The sequence below is a fragment of the Paraburkholderia sediminicola genome, from assembly GCF_046026855.1.
GTDB lineage: Bacteria > Pseudomonadota > Gammaproteobacteria > Burkholderiales > Burkholderiaceae > Paraburkholderia > Paraburkholderia sediminicola_A.
Window position 1 is genome coordinate 65,632 of record NZ_JAQQET010000036.1, and the last position, 18,898, is coordinate 84,529.

14 protein-coding genes and 3 pseudogenes are annotated in these 18,898 nt (G+C 60.0%); 7 read left to right on the plus strand and 10 right to left on the minus strand.

The features are described 5' to 3' along the window. Window positions 1-359: 359 nt before the first annotated feature. From PQR40_RS31255 to PQR40_RS31270, 4 genes and pseudogenes are all read left to right on the plus strand, one after another. A pseudogene (locus tag PQR40_RS31255) lies at window positions 360-485 on the plus strand (HU family DNA-binding protein); the annotation flags it as partial. 300 nt (window positions 486-785) lie between these two features. Next, window positions 786-1,061, plus strand: coding sequence for a hypothetical protein (locus tag PQR40_RS31260; RefSeq protein WP_408510579.1), 276 nt, complete (start codon window positions 786-788; stop codon window positions 1,059-1,061). Beyond that, on the plus strand, window positions 1,058-1,375 hold the full coding sequence (locus PQR40_RS31265) for a hypothetical protein (protein ID WP_408510580.1): 318 nt from the start codon (window positions 1,058-1,060) through the stop codon (window positions 1,373-1,375). Before PQR40_RS31260 ends, PQR40_RS31265 begins: the two co-directional genes overlap by 4 nt. Window positions 1,376-1,432: 57 nt before the next feature. After that, a complete protein-coding gene (locus PQR40_RS31270) occupies window positions 1,433-3,082 on the plus strand; it encodes a PepSY-associated TM helix domain-containing protein (RefSeq protein ID WP_408510581.1) in 1,650 nt (549 codons plus the stop codon). A 101-nt stretch (window positions 3,083-3,183) separates the two neighbouring features. Here PQR40_RS31270 and PQR40_RS31275 read toward each other — a convergent pair whose 3' ends face one another. Then, on the minus strand, window positions 3,184-5,394 hold the full coding sequence (locus PQR40_RS31275; RefSeq protein WP_408510582.1) for a TonB-dependent receptor: 2,211 nt from the start codon (window positions 5,392-5,394) through the stop codon (window positions 3,184-3,186). A 277-nt stretch (window positions 5,395-5,671) separates the two neighbouring features. Between PQR40_RS31275 and PQR40_RS31280 the strand changes: the two genes are divergently transcribed. After that, window positions 5,672-7,075 (plus strand): MFS transporter, encoded by a 1,404-nt coding sequence (locus tag PQR40_RS31280; protein WP_408510583.1) that lies wholly within the window; start codon window positions 5,672-5,674, stop codon window positions 7,073-7,075. 53 nt (window positions 7,076-7,128) lie between these two features. After that, window positions 7,129-7,887 carry an aldolase gene (locus PQR40_RS31285; protein ID WP_408510584.1) on the plus strand — a complete coding sequence of 253 codons (759 nt, stop codon included), beginning with the start codon at window positions 7,129-7,131 and terminating at the stop codon, window positions 7,885-7,887. A gap of 68 nt (window positions 7,888-7,955) precedes the next feature. On the opposite strand, the gene PQR40_RS31290 is transcribed toward PQR40_RS31285, so the two are convergent. Then, window positions 7,956-9,176 carry a helix-turn-helix domain-containing protein gene (locus PQR40_RS31290; RefSeq protein WP_408510585.1) on the minus strand — a complete coding sequence of 407 codons (1,221 nt, stop codon included), beginning with the start codon at window positions 9,174-9,176 and terminating at the stop codon, window positions 7,956-7,958. A 167-nt stretch (window positions 9,177-9,343) separates the two neighbouring features. Between PQR40_RS31290 and PQR40_RS31295 the strand changes: the two genes are divergently transcribed. Then, entirely contained in the window at window positions 9,344-10,066 is a 723-nt protein-coding gene (locus PQR40_RS31295) for a GntR family transcriptional regulator (RefSeq protein WP_408510586.1), read from the plus strand. 40 nt (window positions 10,067-10,106) lie between these two features. Here the strand turns inward: PQR40_RS31295 and PQR40_RS31300 are convergent, their stop codons facing one another. From PQR40_RS31300 to ltrA (PQR40_RS31335), 8 genes and pseudogenes are all read right to left on the minus strand, one after another. Next, window positions 10,107-10,472 carry an SDR family NAD(P)-dependent oxidoreductase gene (locus PQR40_RS31300; RefSeq protein WP_408510587.1) on the minus strand — a complete coding sequence of 122 codons (366 nt, stop codon included), beginning with the start codon at window positions 10,470-10,472 and terminating at the stop codon, window positions 10,107-10,109. 175 nt (window positions 10,473-10,647) lie between these two features. Then, a complete protein-coding gene (locus PQR40_RS31305; RefSeq protein WP_408510609.1) occupies window positions 10,648-12,306 on the minus strand; it encodes a hypothetical protein in 1,659 nt (552 codons plus the stop codon). A gap of 168 nt (window positions 12,307-12,474) precedes the next feature. Further along, window positions 12,475-12,828: pseudogene (locus tag PQR40_RS31310) on the minus strand (carbohydrate-binding protein); the annotation flags it as partial. After that, window positions 12,806-12,931, minus strand: coding sequence for a hypothetical protein (locus PQR40_RS31315; RefSeq protein WP_408510610.1), 126 nt, complete (start codon window positions 12,929-12,931; stop codon window positions 12,806-12,808). The pseudogene PQR40_RS31310 and the gene PQR40_RS31315, both read right to left, overlap by 23 nt. A gap of 866 nt (window positions 12,932-13,797) precedes the next feature. After that, complete coding sequence (locus PQR40_RS31320) at window positions 13,798-14,364, minus strand: hypothetical protein (RefSeq protein WP_408510588.1); 567 nt, start codon at window positions 14,362-14,364, stop codon at window positions 13,798-13,800. Between the two features lie 255 nt (window positions 14,365-14,619). After that, window positions 14,620-15,033, minus strand: a pseudogene (locus PQR40_RS31325) (transposase); the annotation flags it as partial. A gap of 444 nt (window positions 15,034-15,477) precedes the next feature. Further along, a complete protein-coding gene (ltrA, locus tag PQR40_RS31330) occupies window positions 15,478-16,776 on the minus strand; it encodes a group II intron reverse transcriptase/maturase (protein WP_408510589.1) in 1,299 nt (432 codons plus the stop codon). A gap of 548 nt (window positions 16,777-17,324) precedes the next feature. Continuing rightward, entirely contained in the window at window positions 17,325-18,644 is a 1,320-nt protein-coding gene (gene ltrA, locus PQR40_RS31335) for a group II intron reverse transcriptase/maturase (protein ID WP_408510590.1), read from the minus strand. Between the last annotated feature and the right edge of the window lie 254 nt (window positions 18,645-18,898).

Genomic DNA, 18,898 nt, shown 5'->3' on the forward strand with positions numbered 1-18,898 from the left:
GTCGGGGTATGGGGTATCCTCGCCGGAGTGGCTTCGCTTGGGGCATTGTCCACACTAGTGTTTAATCGCCTCACAACGCGGCAATGACTGCCAGTTCGGGACAGATCGTCGCATAGATACTATTGGCGAGCCCCGAGTAATCGGGATGGAATCCCACCTCGTCGGAGAGGGCTAAGGTTCAGTTCGTCGACGAAGGCGTCTATGACCCTGACCGGATTGCCCTGTCCGGTCTAGTTGTCGATACATTCAGTAGTGCGACCTGCTTGAGGTCATCGCCTTCAACGCATTGCCTCATGAGTCACACGGTCTGATTGTGTTGATTCAGTTTAGGCGATCAATGCGCTTTCAGACACGCTCGGTCGTTTTCGACGGGTGCCCCTGCTGCGCGGTTTGGCCGCAATCCGGCGACCGGCGCCGAAATCCAGATCCCGGCCGCGAATACTGTCAAGTTCACGGCGGGTAAGGCGTTCAAGGATGCCGTGAACGGCGTCGGACTGCGAGCGACCGTCGTCGGCTGTCAACTTGTCGACGGATGGAGTTTGCAGAAATGTCGCGGCAGAGCATCCGCGCGGCGCGAGGAAATGTGGTGCTGTTTCACTACCAGGCGACATCTTGGGCGTCGTCGTCGAAGCGCGCAGACAAGGGGCGGTAATCGAATCGCTCGAATCCGCGGGTCTCTCGTTTCTCAGAACGGTCAAGGGGGCCAGTTAGCGTCTATCATCATATTGTGTGATAATAATTCTCATTAACCAAACCAAGACATTACTGCCGTTGCGTTGAATCTCATGGGCATCTTTTTTATGATCGCGCTGGCCTTTGGCGGCGCGCTGCTGTTCTATTTCACGGCACCTCACCAGCGCTGGCTGCGCGCGCCGTGGCCCGCCCGGCCGACACGCATCGCGTCGAGCGTCTGTGTTGCCGCCGCGATCGTATGTGGCACGCAGGTCTTGCCGGTGGCGACCTCGCTGTCAATTGTGGTCGCAACGGTCATGGCTTGTTTCACGCTGTATCCGTTCGTCGGCTTGCTGATCGAGCGGGCTCGCGCAGGGCAGGTCGCATGACAGCGCGGGCATCGACTGGCCGGCGCACCACTGGTTCGATCGAACGCGGCCTGCTGATGAAATTCATCGCGGGCATGAGCGGTGGCTTCGGCCTTGCAATTGCTGCAAGCGCCCTGTTTGCGCAACTGTCGGCCGGTGCGCTGACGTCGGCCAGCAAGTTCCACGTCGTGATGTGGCTGGTGCCGCCGATCTGGATTGCGGTCGCATCCGCCGCGTTCCTGTTTCGCAGCAGCGGCCGCGCGTTCGCATGGCTGGCTGCCGCCAATGTAATCGCCTTCGCGCTTGTTCTGCTGTGCCAGCGCGCCGGGTCCTGAGCACGTCTCCCTTCCATTCCGCGAGCGGTCTGCCGCGCGCTTCATTTTGTGTCCAGCATGCGCAGCGATGTTCTTCGCGTCTATAAAACCGTTCACACGTGGACCGGCATCGTTGCCGGGCTGCTGCTCTTCATTGCGTTCTACGCGGGCGCAATCACGATGTTCAAGGATTCGCTGAGTGCCTGGACCACGCCGCCTAAAGTCAGCGTGATGCCTTCGGTTCCGCTCGACCATGCGGATACGCTCGTCGAGCGCACGCTGAGCGCGTATCCCGCCGCTCGCAAGATGTTCAATCTCTCGCTCGTTGACGATAAGCGCGTGCAGTTGTCGTGGCAATCCGCGCCGGGTCGTCGCTGGTATGCCTGGCTCGACGGGCAGGATCAACTGCAGACCTTGGAGAGCCGCCTCTCGGATGCCGCGCGCTTTATCGATGTGCTTCACATGACGGCGGGTGTGCCGGGAGGGTATGACGTCGGCATGGGGGTGATGGGTGTGGTGTCGTTGCTGTATGGCCTTGCACTCGTGTCCGGCGTGATTGTGTTGCTGCCGACGCTGATGAAAGATCTGTTCGCCTTGCGCGTTGGCAAGAATCTGAAGCGCATGTGGCTCGACGCGCACAATGTGGTCGGCATCATGAGCCTGCCGTTTCATCTGGTGATGGCATTGTCAGTCGTCGCGTTCGGTCTGGGCGATTACATCTTCGACGTGCAGGACAAGGTGATCTATAGCGGCACACTGAAGCCGATGATGACCGCGCAGAATCCATTCTTCAACAAAGCGCCTGTGGCGCCGGGCGCGAGTACGACGCCGGTGATGCTGCCTCCTGCTCAACTGCTCGCAAAGGTGCGCGAGCGTGCGCCGGATTTCGTGCCGACCGCGCTGCGTTATCGTGGCGCCGGCAAGCCTGGCGCCACGGTGTTCGTGGCAGGCGACGACGAGCGCTATCTCGCGCGAGACGGCGGCTTCGCATTGATGGACCCGGTCAGCGGCGCGTTTCTCAATGCCCAGTTTTTGCCCGGCGGCAATGGCAACAATTGGTCGGCATCGACGAGCGCGTTTTACGCGCTGCACTTCGGCAGCTACGGCGGCGCACCGGTGCGCTGGGGTTATTTTGTTCTCGGTCTCGCGGGCGCGTTTCTGTTCTATTCGGGAAACCTGTTGTGGATCGAGAGCCGTCGCAAAGCCATGCGGTCCAACGGTGTGCCGGTCAGGCAGCGTCGTTCGACCTTCGTGATGGCGGCACTGACTGTCGGCGTCACGCTCGGCTGCATGTGCGGCATTTCGCTAACGCTGGCCGCGGGCAAAGTGCTCGCGGGGCGCATCGGCGATCTGCACGCGTGGCATATCGGGATCTACTACACGGTGTTTCTCGCCGCGATCGTGTGGGCGATGCTGCGCGGGGCGGCGCGCGCGTCGGTGGAATTGCAGGCGTTGACGACGTTGTCGACCGCGCTGATTCCGCTGGCGAGTCTGACCGGTTGGCTTGTGCCGTCTAGCGGCTTGTGGTTTTCAGCCGATGCAGGGGCGCTCGGCGTCGATGTCGGCGCGGCATTTGGTGCGCTGTGGTTTGCGTGGATGTGGCGCAAGACGCGCGAGCGGGTCGCATCGGCGCGCATCGACAGCGTGTGGTCGTTGCGTGCAAACCATAACGCGGACGAAACGGCGGGCGCAAGGCGGGAGGCAACTGAGGCGCAGCAGAGCCGCTAGCTTTGAGGGCGAGTACCCATACAAAACGCCGCCGGTTTCGACAACCCGGCGACGTTTTTTATTGTTATGGCGGGTCTATCCGATCGCCCCACACGGCACACTCAGAAATCAGTCGTCATCGAGAGCAGCACTGTGCGCGGTGCGCCTTGCGTCAGATAACCGCCGATCGTCGACGACCAGTAGGATTTGTTCGCGACATTGAGCACGCTGGCGCGGAAGGTGGTGGGCCTGCTGAACAGCACGGTTGCGTAACGCGCGCCGAGATCGAAGGTGTCCCAGGTCGGAATCGACAGCGTGTTAGTCGCATTCAGATACTGCGGGCCGGTGTGCGTCCAGCGCGCTGTTAGCGTCAAGCCGTTGAGCGTCGGCACGTCATACTCGGCGCCTACGTTGACCATGAAGCTCGGTACGCCGATCGGTCGCTTGCCGTCGGTGCCGCCGGTCGTGTTGAGCTGCTGTGCGTTGATGTACGTCGCACCGGCGATCACGCGTACACCCTTGTACGGCTCACCGTAAATCGACGCTTCGATGCCACGGTGCCGTTCGTCACCGTCCGCGACAAAGTAGCCCGCTCCGTTGACGAACGTCGATGGCTTTTCGATCTGGAACGCCGCAAGCGATGCGCCGAATCTCTCGTTATCGTATTTCACGCCGACTTCGTATTGCTTCGAACGCTCGGGCGGCAGCAATGCACCGAAATTGAGTGCCGTGTTCGGAGCTTGCTGGCCCGCAGCCAGCGCCTCGCTGCGGTTTGCGAAGAACGCCACGTTCTGCCATGGCTTGACGACGAGGCCGAAGAGCGGCGTCGTGATCGAGTCGTTGTACGCCTCGGTCTGCTTGCCGGTATAGCCGTACTCATTCGAATGAATTTCCTGGTGCCGCGCGCCGACGGTGAACAGCACACGGTCGTTCAGGAAGCCGAGGGTGTCGGACACTGCAACGCTGCGCATCAGGTTGACCGCCACGGTCTGCGGGTCACCTAGGTTGCCGCCCGTGTACGCGGTGGCCGGCGACGGTACTTGCGGGGTGTTGTAGAGATCGGTCGTGAACGACTTGCTCAACGTATAGGCCGACTGCGAGTCGATACGCACGATCGAGGCGCCCACCGTCACGAAGTGCGAGACCGGACCCGTGTTGAAGCGCCCACGTACGCCCGCCTCGGCGGAGGTCGCATCTTCCTGATGAGGCACGCCCAGGCGCGACGCGGTCGTGCCGGTATTACGGACCGTCGGCGACGAGTATTCACCGTGCTCGTTCGTGTGACGGGCGCCGCCCGCCACGTAGGCCGTCCAGCCCGGCAGGAAGTCATACTCCGCACGCAGGATGCCGACCGTATCCTTGAGTGACGAGTAGGCCCAGTTTTGCGCGTAGTTGTAGGTCGCCGAGGGCGTCTCCGGCACAAAATTGCCGGCGACGTTGACGGTTGGCCGGCCGCCATTGACGCGTTGCCGCTGATACAGGAGGTCGGCAGACAGACGCACTTTGTCGCCGCGCCAGTCGAGCGCAACGGCGGTGGTGTTGTCGCGCCGATGCTCGCCGTCGATGCTCGTTTCGCCGTCGTGGTTGGCCTGGTTCACACGGATGCCGAACTGATCTTCGCTGCCGAAGCGGCGGCCCACGTCGACGTGCGCGCCGATTTCCCCTGAGCCAGTGCCTTCTACCGTGACGCGTGTGAGCGGTTTGTCGTCGGCACGCTTCAACTGCAGATTGAGGCCGCCCCCGACCGCCGACCCGCTCGGCGACGCGCCGCTCAGGAAGGCATTCGCGCCTTTGAACAGGTCGACGCGTTCAAGTGCATCGGTCGCCACCAACTGCCGGGGCGTGATGCCGTAAAGGCCGTTCAACGAGACATCGTCGCCAGTGAGCTGGAAGCCCCGGATGACGTACACCTGCGAGAAGTTGCCGTACCCGTAGGCGGTGCGTACGGCAGGATCGTTGGCAAGCACGTCCGCGATCGTGCGGGCCTGCTGGTCTTCGATCAGCTTCGACGTGTAAGTCGTCATGCTAAACGGCATGTCGATGTTCTTTTGCTGGCCGAGCACGCCGAAATCCGCGCCGCGAGCGACCTGGCCGCCGCCATAGGTCGGGGCTAGATCACCGGGCAATGTTTCGCGGGAAGCCTGGACCTTCACGGACGGCAGGGTGCTATCGGACCTATCGGGCGCGGCGTTCGTCCCGCTCGACGCCGCGGACTGCGCGACGGCGAGGGTCGGCACGCTGAACGCGATCGCGATGGCGGCAAGGATGGCGGTGCGGATAGCTGAAACTTTGGCTGGCGCGGGCTGAGTCGAGTCGAAACGGGAAGCGGACATTGTCTGGAAATTGAGCGTGGTGGTCGGTCGTCCATCCCGGGGCTTTGATCTGGAATCCGGGCGGTCTTCTGCTGCTCGGCTCGATCGATCTCTTTTTTGACGCGATGTGCCGAAGCTGGTTTGGATCGGCATTTTAATGCAAATGAGAATCAGTAGTATTTGTAAATTATGTGTTTTGAGTCTGGAAGGAAGCAAGCTTCTTGTCTCCGTGCGCGCTTCCCTGCGTCTTCTCGGCACCTGATCGAACTCGTGTCACTCAAGATCAAGATATCGGTTCATGTGCGGACAAATCGGCTGCGCGGACAAAATTGATACTGGCGGCACCAAAGCACAATCATTCGGGTCCCCCATGTCATCCAGTCCTCGTTCTCGATGGCCCTATGTGTTCATTTCGGCCTTCCTCGGCACCGCAATCGAACAATATGATTTCCTGCTGTATGGCACCGCATCGGCGCTGGTTTTCAACAAGATTTTTTTCCCCAACCTTGATCCGCTTGCCGGCACGATCGCAGCGCTTGGCACGTATGCGGCAGGGTACTTTGCGCGTGGTGCAGGCGCGCTAATCTGCGGACACCTCGGGGACCGCATTGGGCGCAGGACACTGTTATTGACTACGCTGCTGGTCATGGGCGTCGCGTCTACCCTGGTGGGCTGCTTGCCAACGTATGCGTCAATCGGAATCTGGGCGCCCATCCTGCTGACCTCGCTGCGCGTGTTGCAAGGTTTTGCCATCGGCGGCGAACAAAGCGGAGCGATTGTGCTTGGCGTCGAGAGCGCACCGCCTAATCGGCGCGGCCTATACGGCAGTTGGAGCAACTCGGGTAGTTATGGCGGGGCGTTATTGTCGACCGGGGCGCTCTTGCTGACGTCGCTCTTACCTGAGCATGACTTCCTCAGTTGGGGCTGGCGTATTCCATTCCTGTTCAGCGCGGTGTTGGTCGTAATTGGCCTGGTGGGACGGGCAAGATTACCGGAGACACGTGAGTTCACGCAGTTACAAGCGACTGCATCCGTTGCCCGATTTCCGCTACGTGACTTGATACGCGATCACCGTCGCGAGGTCGTAATCGTGTTCATGGCGAGGTTAGGGGAGATTACATGGTCCGTGTTTGTTCTCCTGTTCTCCGTCGCTTACGTGACAGTGCAACTGAAGGTGCCGCGGTCCGTAGTTCTGACCGCCATCATGGCCGGCGCCGCGAGCGCGGTGTTCACCGTGCCATTGCTTGCCGCATTGTCCGACCGGATCGGACGGAAACCGCTTTATCTTCTCGGACTTTTTACGTGCGCGGTTTATGTGTGGCCCTACTTCCATATGCTTGATACGCGCAATCCGGTGTACATCACGCTTGCTATCGTGATTGCGCTTGGTGTCGTGCATCCACTGATGTATGGACCACAAGGTGGCTTCTTCGCTGACATGTTTGATGTGCGAGTGCGCTTCTCCGGTGTATCTATCGGTGCTATCGGCGCAGTGGTCGGCGGCGGGATCAATCCTGTCATCTGTTCATCGCTTCTGGCACACCGAGGCGGTGATCCATTCAGTGTCGCGCTATACATCACGATCAGCGCATTGATTGCTGCATGTTTTGTTGCACTAGCTCCGCGCGGATCGAGGGCGCGGAACGCGTCGCACGCATCCGTTCTCGCAGGAAGTGAAACGCCCGCGCAAGGGAACCATTGATGGAGATTCGCAACGCGTCATCACTGATAGACATTCCTTTCCTGGAGATGCAGATGGGTGAGAAGAACAACGAAAGCCTGATTTCGCAGATGGATGAAAAACTGGAGCAGGGTAGGTGGGACAGCCGGCAGAAGATCGCAATCGCATGCCGCATGCTCGCGCATGAAGGACACTCGGAGACGCTTGCGGGCCAGATTACCGTGCGGCAAGAAGACGGCACGTTCCTAACGACACCGATGGCCACTGGTTTCGATGAAATCACGCGTAGCAATGTGATTCGTATCGACGACTCCATGCGGGTCGTAGAGGGTAAAGGCATGGCGAATCCCGCGATCCGTTTTCACCTCTGGATCTATCGGCGACGCCCTGAAGTGAACTGCATTATTCATACACATCCGCCCTATATCAATGCGCTTTCAATGACCGGCACGCCGCTGGAAGTCGCGCACATGGACGCCACGCCTTTCTTCGACGACTGCGCGTTCCTGCGTGAATGGCCGGGCTTGCCCATTGGCGACGGCGAAGGGGAAATCATCTCGGGCGCCTTGGGAACCAGGCGCACGGTCCTGCTCGCGAACCACGGCTTTCTCGCGGCGACGCGATCGCTTGAAGAATCCGCGTATCTGTCCGTGCTGATCGAACGGGCCGCGCGCAGCCAGATCCTGGCGCGGTCAGTGGGCGAGATCCAGCGCATTGACGCCGAACGGGCCGCTGAGTCGCACGATTTCCTGTTGCTGCCGAGCATCGTCAACGCGAGCTTTGCGTTGTTTGGCCGTCGTGTCATAAAGCGGGAACCGGAGGTGCTGTTCTAAGCGCATCGCGAGGGAGATAGCAGGTTTTGCGGCACGATAGTTGGCGGTGCAGGTATCCGTAGGCAGAATCAGGGCCGCGTGGGTTCCGCTACCCGTACGCCGCCCAGCTTGCGGAACTCGCGCGGCGACAGGCCGTATCGGGTGTGAAAGCGCCGGCTGAAATGCGCCGCATCCTTGAATCCATTGCGCCAGGCGATCTGCTCAATGGGTAGCGCAGCACACATGGGATTGAGCAGGTCGCTGCGGCAGCATTCAAGACGATGCTGCAGGACAAACGTCCGGTATGGCGTACCTGTGGACTCGAACATTCTGTGGATATAGCGCCGCGATACCCCCAAGGCTGTTGCGCATGACGCGACATCGAGCTCGGGGTCGCGAATGTTGGCCATCAGGTAGGCGCTCAGGTGCGACCAGCGCAATGCATTGCATGACGCAGGGATCAATGCTCCGGCGCGGGCATGTTCATCTGCGGCATTCAGATACGCTGCGCAGAGCAGGGACACGAACGCTTGCTCGGCGGCAGTCATCGCGTCGGCACTCAAGTGCGCGAATTCCGGCAAGACCATATCGATGAAATGGTGGATCAAGCGTACGGGAGCGGACTGTGCATCCGCACAATGTGGCTCGAAGGACGCGTGTCGCGCAATGGCATGGCCGAAAAACCGCGTGAGCGGCAGGCGGATCATGACGAGCGTGGTGGTTTCCTCGAGCCTTGCCTGCGACGGTAGCCGCGCGCGCCGGTACGTGATGTCTCCCGCGCGAAAGGTAAGCGTCTTGCCCTTCTGACTGATCGAGCCGCTGCCGGACAGCGCAACCAGTACGATCACATCGTCGCCCGGGAACGCTGCGGCGTGCTGAGCATCATGCCGCACTTCCTGATACCCCAACCGCACCGTTGCGAGCACCCCGCCGCCGGTCAGCCGGCAGGCACGCACCTGACCGGTTTCGCCCATATCCGGGAACAGCAGGTCGCCCGGCATCACAATATCGTCGAGCGAGCGCTTCCATTCGTGCGGTCCCACAGGGTGGATGTCCCTGAATGTCGGCGCGTACGGCAGATTCAGATCTGAAACAGGATACATGGCACTCTCCACGAACCGGCCGGGCGAAGTACTAAAACCGATTCTGCCAGAATCTGATGACGGGCGGTGCTCTCGATCGGGCAACATTACCGTAACGTCGTCAATTCGGATCAGCTTGAGGATCAGTCGCAGGTAGCTCGTCGCGATAGCTCGGTCTTGAGTTGGCTGCTTTACTGCTTTGTGTTTCCCACCTGTTGCTCTTCCCACTCCTTGCGCTCCCCCCCTTTCTTCACTTCAAGAAAATTGCGGCTCTCGCCTGCTTTGAAGAACTTGAGGTGGATCGCGACGCGCTCGGACAGCTCCGGATGCAGTTTCCGAAGCGCCAGTACCCCAATTTGCGCACCACGTACTAGGGGCAAAAAAGGCTGTAAACCATGAAGGAAACGTCCACCCAAACCGTTGTCGGTGCGATTACCGACGCGATCCTGCTGCAACGCCTCGCCCCAGGAACGCGCCTCGGTGAGACCGAACTCGCGTCCATTTCCGAGGTCGGGCGCACCGTCATCCGCCAGGCGCTGATACGGTTGTCGCAAAGCAAACTTGTACGGATCGAACACAACCGTGGGGCGTCAGTCGCGCAGCCCACCGAGTTTGAAATCCACGAAGCGTTCGAAGCGCTCGCGACGATCGAATGTGCGGCCATGGAGAAATTTGCCGGCACGATGACGGCTTCAGACGTGCAACGTCTGCATCAGCATCTGAGCGAGCAGCGCGTCGTGCATCAGCGCAGTAACGTCGACCTCGAATACCGGCTTGGCCCGGATTTCCATCTGCTGGTTGTGCAGATGGCCCGCCATCGCACGCTGGAAGCCATTCACGCTAGCCTGATCGCGCAAGAGCGACTCTTCACATCATTTCATTACGACGATTTCGATCAAGGGCATCTATGCCGCGATCACGAGGAAATCATCGGATTTTTACAGGCTGGAGAGGTGGCACGTGCCCAGACATTGATGAAAGGCCACTACCGCACGCTTGAAGGATTCTGTCTTGGCCATAAGGTGAAACGGGCCGACCTGCCGTTGCACAAGGCCCCGGTTCCTGAGGGGAAGAGCGATGAGCCCGGCCAGAAAGGGCAAGTGGTTCAACTCAAATAGGGGTGGTGGCGCCGCGCGCACCTGCAGCCGGTGCGCCTGCCTAGTCGCCTAGGCACAACTCCACGTCAGTGTGCGGTTCAGCACAAAGCGCAGGTGAGCGTGGCCTACCTGCACATGTTCGAACCCAGTTAGAGAATTCGTACGCGTACGACCGGCTATGGCAGCTCGCGGACGACATCCTGGTAACCCATCCGATCAGCGCGGTGACGTCGGTTTCGCGCGAGACGTCCGTGGGGATGAAACACGCTTCGTGACCGGCGGCGCGCAGTGCGGCCACCTCCTGCATGGCGTCGTTGAGGTCGGCGATCACGACGGTGGCGCCGTCGGTCGCGAAGCGCATCGCGATCGCAAGGCCGATTCCGCGCTGTGCGCCCGTAACGATCGCTACTTTATTTTCAAGTTTCATGTTTTGTCTGCCTGGTTACTGAGTGGTCGAGATTGCCTCTGTTTTAACTCTTTTTGAATGTCGCATGGCATAAAGAGCGCACCATCCGGATTGCGGATTGCGGATACGGCTTGCGCCTTCCCACCGTCGGCTTCGTTGAGGCACGGTCCACCTGCGTCAAGGAAGGGGCCGTCCCTCAATACTTCGCCACTGGCGTCGGATTGGCGAAGTACTTGATCAGCCTCGTCGCCAGCCATCCGTGGTCGTCGGTATTGCTAAAGTTCTTGATCACGTTGGTCGTATTGCCACCGCCCCACAGGATCGCAAACACGTTGTTGCTCGCGGCCAGCGCCAGCTTCTTGTTGTCGATGCTCCAGTTGTAATTGCCCGGCTTGTTGTTGTACTCGAGCAGATACTGCTGATAGCTGGCATTCGGCGCGAGGCAGTTGTACGCCGTCGTCCCACACGAGACGGCGTAGTTGCCGACTGCCGTGTTGGGATTGGACGTAGTACTTCCCAAGATGATGTTGCCGAGGTCGGGCCGCAGATTGCTGTCTCCGAAGAAGTACGCCGGCGCGGTGCTGAACACATACGACCCGGGCGTGCCTTGAAACAGCTCGGGTGTGCTCTCCATGTTGTTCGGAATATGAGACCCCGGGATCTGCCACAGCATGATGGGTATGTTCCGATTTGCCTTGCTGAGCTGACCCACGGCGGACAGGTAGTTGTCCCACGAGCGCGCGTTATACAACGTGGCTGACCCAGGCGCCGCGCTGTCATCCATCTCGTAGCGATCGAACAGGAAGAAGTCGGGACCATAGGCATCCGCCGTGTTGATGGCCGCGGGCGCGCTCTGATTCAGCCAGTTCGAGACCGGCGTCGAAAAAGTCGACGCGATCTGCGCGCTACTCAGGTTCTGATGCAGCCAGAAACCCGAACCGATCGCCCACATGTTGTCCTGCCATCCGAAGGTGACCGTGCCTTTGGCCGCTAGCGCGCGGATGATCCAGTTGTTCGCCTGCACCCATCCGGCGAACCCGGCAGGAAAGGTTGGCGTCGGATAGGCGCTGCGGTCGTACACGGGGTTCTTCACGCAGTCGTTGAACCACGTGCCCACCTGGCTGTATGCGCCCGCGGTGGTTGTGTTGTTGACGTTCGAGTTCCAGAACGCGTCGCCCTGGCTGTCGAGGCTCCACGCCGGATAGCCGTCGGCCAGCAGACTCCTGAGTATCTGAACGGGTGTGCCGGTGTAGGTCTTGCCCAGATAAGCGGCGGTCCCCACGCCGTTCGGATTCGACGTGTTCCTGTAGGTGCGCGATGTCGTCGTCAGGCACATCGCCTGAGCGAGCGCGGTGTTCACCGCGCCCGTCGGCAGCGCTGAATTGGCAACGCTAAGGTAACCGTTCTGCTGCATGGCGCCGAGAAGGTCGGGGTTCATCAACAGGGAACCGTAGTAACTGTTGCCCTGCCAGGTCACCGGGTTGGCCGCCAGCATTTGCGCATCGCCGGCGAGACTCGCGAAGTGGCGTCCCATCAGATACGTCGCCTGCGGGTTGGACTGGCTGAGACCGGCCCCGCCGTTGGTGAAGTCGTCGAAGTTGGCGCCGCCGCTCATCTGCGCGGTGTATTCGACGATGGCGACGCGCATCGGATGCTGGTTGATTGCGCTTAGCGCATTGAAGTCACTGGTCATCCGGTAGGCGTTGGTCGGCGGGTCGATTACGCCCGGGTCGCCATTGCCGTTGACGCCGGCATACTTGAATACGGCATCGACCGGTTTGCCGCCGAAGTCGTCGTTGCCGCCCGTCGAGGTGGCGATCGGCGGTGTCGCGTTGGGGCCGCCGATCGCACCCATTGCAAGGTATGCAGGCCAGCCCGGGACGGAACCGCCGGTCCAGTTACCCGGCGTTGGCGTCGGAGTAGGCGTTGGACTGGGCGTCGGTGTCGGAGTAGGCGTCGCCCCGGCACAACTACCTGTAGCAGTCCAAGGTTGACCACTCCCGGAGCCTCCGTTATAAGAAGCAGGATTTTGCCCCTGGGTCCACCAGTTCGCCGTGTAGGCAACGCCGTTGTATGAAACAACACTGCCTGCGGTATAAGCCACGCTGGCGTTCCAACTGGCGGGACAACTGCTGGAGGAACCGGTCGATGCGGGTGGCGGTGACGAAGTGGACGTGCCTCCACCCGCATTTGCTCCGACTGGCGTCCATAAACTTGTAGTGGTCGGATTCCAGCCAGAACTGGAATAGTCCGTCTGGTTCACGATCGCCTGATAGTTCTCGCCATTGTACGTCACGATCATACCAGCAGCGTAGTACGTGTCGGCTGTCCACGCGGGGTACGCATGGGCGCTCTCATAAGAGATCGCCACCAGCACCGATGCCGATGCGACGACAAGCGTCGACCGCAATATAAGTTTGGCCTTCTTTCTCATCATTTTCCTCTTGGTTGGAAACGACCTTTTTCACCACTTGATGCAACCAGAATCTGCTAGATAGTCGACAGACCCGACGACTCCGGACGCGCGTTGCTGATGTGAGCGGGCGGGCCTTTCACGGGGCGGAGCCGATCAGCACCTGTTGCGGCGATCAGTGCATGCAGGATTCGAACGAATAGGCGACAAAGCGCGACAGCATCTGGCTTCAGTCGCGACGCGGACGCTATGGTTGAGCTGCCGGGGAAACGGCGGGATGACGAATTCGATGGTGTATGACGACACCCAGCACATGCCGATCAGATGCAATCAGCCGGCGGCTGAATTGAACAGGAATGCGTAGTGAGTTTCGCGATCTGTAGTGCGGAAATTGCGATCCAGAAGGATGTAGATCTGTGACACTCAGCCGTCGCGAAGGCTTAAGAGAGCAACGAAGTTGACCCGTTTTCTGTGCTGCCTGGCACATTGAGATAAGCGTTGTAGCCAGGAGAAAGTTGAGCAAGTCGCGCTCGATAGCACCGACAAAGCGGAACGTTGCCAGACGCAGCCAGACAACCCTTGCCATCGAAGAACCCCATTCACAGAAGCGCTATATAGCGCTCCTCACGGAGCGCGTAGCGGATTGGAGAATGGGTTTCGAGGCGATGCTTCGGTTATCCCAGCGGGCTAGAAGTTAGCAAAGCGCGGATAGAAGAACAAGAGAAAGCAAACTGAAAATATGTAACTCATTGTCACTGCTGGGTCGGGCCTCTGCTGCCTCGAATCGGTACGGCTCGGGACCGATGTAGATGAAGGTTCGACAAGGCAAACGTTTATACACGCACAAAGCGTATGTACGAGCAGTTGTTAGCTTTCGTGTCCACCAATAAGGCGATTGCGATCCGCAACGGCCGGCTAGCCGGGACGTGCCGCTTATGCGTTGGTCGACACGAGGCCAGTCGTCCGACCGCTGGCCAGCATCAACTGAGCTAGCGCACCTTGCGCGCTCTGCAGTTGAGTCTCGATTTGGCTGAGTTCGCTGGTATTCGAACCCTGCAGCGCCGCGCTCAACGCGCTTTGCGCACTTTGCAGTTGGGCGTTAATCTGGTTGATCTGGCTGGCGTCAACCACTCCCGCGGAGCCGCCGGCGCTGGACGATACCTGCGCTAGTTGGGCCTCAAGCGACACGACGAGTGCATTCATCTCGTCGAGTTCGGTTGTCGAGGAGTTGCTGGAAGACGCTGATCCGCCGCCAGCGCCCCGCGAGCCAGATGCGGAGGCAGAGGATGTCGAACCGGACGACGCTCCGCCCGACGACATCGACGTACTGCCGGTCGCCCCTTCGGTCGAGGCGGACGTGCCAGCGGACACTTCCTTGGTCCCGGACGATGCGCCGGTGCTGCCAGCCGTCGAACCGGACGACCCACCCGCGCCATGGTCGGTCCCGGTCGTTGTGGCGGCCGTGAAGGCCGTGGCGGCGGTTGCTGACTGGATCTGCATGGAATCCCCTCAATTGGTTCGAACACGACACATGGCGGCTTTGGAGCTGATTGGCAATCGCCAGAGAAATGCGCGATCACCAGCCCATCTTCTCGATAACGGCGGGCCGAATGGTTTCTTGAGCCGATTTCTTGCAATATTTCCGTATCGGGATACGGCGCGGGATAGCTGCCTATGCCGCGATGCCGCGCCGCGCTAGCCTTGCTTGCGGACGAGTTGTCATGGCTCTGCGAACATCATCTTCGGGCAACGTGCTACCTGCGCACGCTCCTGCTCGTTGACCGGCGTGACGTGCACAGCGAGAAGCGGGCCGTGTGTGTCAACCGCCATATGTACCTTGCTGCTTTGCTTGCGCTTATGACCGTCGCAACCCGCACGCGGTCCGCTTTCGCAGATCGACTACAACGTGTGCCCGTCCAGAATCACCGCGCTGGGCAGGCCCTGACGCGCCTGAGCGACCCGGATTACCGAACGCAGATCGCTGACCATTGCCTCAAAGCAATCCGCACTCAGCCAGCGTTGCGTTTGCTGATTCCCCACCTCCCACGGCGGGAAATCAGTCGGCAATATACGCCACGACGCACCCGCGCGTGCCATCCAGCGAAGCGCATTGAACTTCTCGCGCACCTCGTACCGGCGCTGCAGTGCGTATTCATTCATCAACGTCAGGTACGAAGCGGCAAAGCTTCATTCTTCGTCCGATACATCCGCCGGGTATGGCCTGCGTTCTATCAGGCCCATCAGGTTATCAGGTCTGGACTGAAGTGCCTAACACGCTCCAGCAGAATGCTTTGTGCGCGACTATCGCCTCCGACGAAATGCTTCGTGTGTCTCACACTGAAACGCGATAAGCCAACGATAGGTCTTCAAAGAGGCGTTTTGACACGGTCTTAGGTGAGTAGCCCACCGGAATCGCACCCGCAGGCCCTCGCAGGTAGGGTCGAGAACTGGCGCGCGCACCGGTAGGCGCCGGTGGTGATTCCACCGCTTTCGCGATGGCCCGCAATCCGGCAACCATGGTCACGTTTCCAGCTCCCGCCACGTCGAACGCAGCGGGCCGGTTTCCGGCACTACGCTCTCCTGTCTGCTTCATGTCAAGATTTATGGGACCTATCATGCTGGGCGCGCTTTCGGTGCGGCAGCACGACGAACACGATAGCCGTTGAACAGCTTCAGTTCCTCATACATCCAGCGCCTACTCCACCGCTTCCAGCCGAAGCCCCGTCGATTCCGGGAGCGCCCCATGTGGCGCCTGATCTTCTTTTCTACCCAGTCTTTGATGAAGCTGAAGCACTCGCTGGAATGTCCAACGGCGAAGTAATTCACCCAACCGCGTAACACCGGATTGATCAGTTCTACCACCCGATCTACCGGCTGCGACTGGTATCGCCGAAACACCTCTTTGAGCTTGCGCAATAACGCCGTGCGCTTCTTCAGCTTTGGCGTATAGTGCGCCCGCCACACCTGCCTCTGTACGCTGCGGAGTCGACGGAAGTCGAATCCCAGAAAGCCGAAGCTCTCTGAGCGGTCCAGATTAACGGTGCGGCTCTTCTCTTCATTGACCTCAACCTGCAGTTTGGCAAACTCTTCCCGAAGTCGCGTGGTCACCGCCCTCAGCAGCCACGCATGGCGCGGATGGGCATCGATCAACACCACCAGATCGTCAGCGAATCGGGCATACTCGACGTAGGTGTACTTCCCGTTGCGCGTGGCTTCTTTCGCCCGCTCCAGCATACGGTCTACCTCAGTGAGATAGATGTTACTGAGCAACGGTGAGATCACCCCGCCTTGCGGAACGCCTTGTTTGCCCGACGCCGTCAGCTTCAGCAGATGCATTACGTCGTCGTCCTTGATCCGACGCGCCACTTTTTCAAGCAGTAGATGATGCCGAACTGTGTCAAAGTAGGCGCGCAAATCAAGGTCTATGACGCGGGTCTTGCACTGAACAATCGCCGCCGCCACCCGATGCACCGCTTCATGCGCGGTACGCTTGGGACGATACCCGTACGACCCCGGTTGGAAGTCTGCCTCGAAGATCGGCTCCAATATGAGCTTGAGCGCGCCTTGAACCACCCGGTCACGGATAGCCGGAATCGAAAGGACACGGACTTTGCCCCCGTCCTTCGGTATCTCCTGCCGCCGCGCCCGTAACGGAACATAGGCGCGCTCGACCAACTCGCTCTGTATCTGCTCAAGAAACGCCTCCACGCCCTGCGCCTCGATGGCCTCGAACGTCACCCCGTCGATACCCGGAGCGCCGTTGTTCTTTCTGGCCAGCGCATACGCCTCGCGCAGTGCGTCCATCTTGCAGACATGGACGTACAACCCCCAGAAACGCCAGGACGGTTCAGCCTTCGCCTTGACGTATATTCCCCGCCTCAGGTCCTGCAAAGTGCTGGACGCCTTTGTCATCTCGTCCTTGCCTCCCATGTTGTCGAGGAAACTACAAACAGCAGGGCCCCTTCGCTCCACCAGCGTTACCCGGCTTCACGGCTACTACGGACTCATCCGCCACCCTCTCGCCTTCAGCCCACTTCCCGGGTTCGCCGGTTATAGGACCTACCTTGCTCCGGCGATTTCGCGCCGGGGCGAGGAGGGCTTCTCCAGTTGCTTGGCATGTCCTTGTCATCGTGCCGTCGCTTCCACCCCGCCGAAGTGGAATAGCCGTATCGGTCAGATTTCGGCTACCCATGCTGCCTTCACCCTCACGGTTGCGGGCTCGGCCCTCGGAGCTTTTCATTTTCGAGGCCACATCTACGTTCACTTTTGTTACGGCCCGATGACTCGCGCATTCCCCAAGGAAATGCCTGTCGATAGGCTTCAAGGTCTTGGTTTCCCGCCACCCTGCTATCCAAGCTACGGGGCCTCTGACTCCTACCCCGGCAGGACTGACTCCTGCTGAACATGCCAGCCTTCGCTGGACGCACAACCGGACGTGAATCTCTCGATTCATCCGACTCCTATTGCCCACCGTGTTGCGCCAGAATCCAGTGAGCAAACAGGCCCGGCCGCTGATGTCGTATCTTGACCACCAGCTCCCGTGCCCGACTCACTTTATCCTTTAGGCGCTTGTATTTCCTGCGCACCCACCGTACCAGGTATTGATCCAACGAATCGAACACCGCGTACAACGCCGAACGATAGAAGCGGCCACAATATTTCAGCCACCCTTTGAGCACACGGTTGATCTCCTGTGCCAAGTCCGTCAAGTCCACGGTGTGTCGGCAATGCAGTCGCCATCGACGCACTGTCTGGCGAATGGCTTTGGCCGCTGTTTGGCTGATCGCAGGCAGGAAGCTCACGAACACCGTACCGGCGCGCGATCTTGCGAACCGCGGTCGGAAGCAGAAGCCCAGGAAGTCAAACTGATGAACGCTAAAGCGCTCCCGCCGATTGCCATCGCGACAGTAGACGACTTTCGTCTTCTGCGGATGCAAGGCAAGTGAGCACTGCGCCATCCGCTGTTCCAGGGCTGCCTTAAGCGCCTCCGCCTCCGCCTCCGCCAAGGTGCGACAGTGGCAAACTACATCATCGGCATAACGTTCGAACGGCACGCCCGGGTAGTTGCGGCGCATCCATTCGTCGAACACATAGTGCAGAAACAAATTGGCCAGCAACGGACTGATGACTCCGCCTTGCGGTGTGCCAGCGTCCCGCTGCTGCACAGTGCCGTCTGCCAGACTGACCGGAGCCCGAAGCCACCGCTCAATGTACAGAAGCGTCACCCTGCACTTCGTGTGATGCCGTATCGCCTTCATCAGCAAGGCGTGATCGATGGAATCGAAGAAGCCCTTGATGTCGAGATCAAGCACCCAGGCATATTGCCAGCAACGCACGCGCGCCATGGCGACTGCTTGATGTGCCGACCAACCCGGCCGGTAGCCGTAAGAGTCGGGATGGAAGCGCGGTTCCAGTTGTGGCTCAAGACGCTGTTTGACCACCATCTGAGCCACCCGGTCCGCGACCGTCGGTATCCCCAACGGTCGCACACCGCCGCCTGCCTTCGGGATCTCCACACGTCTGACCGGTGGAGGTTGGTAACTTCCCGAGGCCAGTCGATTCCAGAGTTTATAAAGGTTGTCAGCCAACCTCGAATCGAACTCTTCGATCGTCTGCCGATCGACTCCTGCAGCGCCCCGGTTGGCCTTGACCTTCTTGTAGGCCTCCCACACTTCGCGCTTGGAAATATCAAACGGTTTGGCACGCCGAGACAGATCCTCCCGTTGCCGGTTGTCTGCCTCGTCTTGCCGGACAACGTCGCCCCTTCGGTCCAGCCCCATTACAGGGCCTTCCTCCCTACTACGGACGACTCCGCCCCTGTGCCGCGCATCGGTACTCAGGCTCTTGCAGGGGCTACCTGCTTGAGCTGCTCCCTTCGCATCGCGACGACAGGTTCCTACGTTCCTCATTGAAGCCTGCGCTGGCGTCACGCCACCTTCATGCCGGACGCCAGACAGCCCGTCAACAGGCTCCGTCTGTCCTTGTCCCGGGGCATCCATACCCCCCGGTTTTGGCGTCATCATGGGGTTTCGAC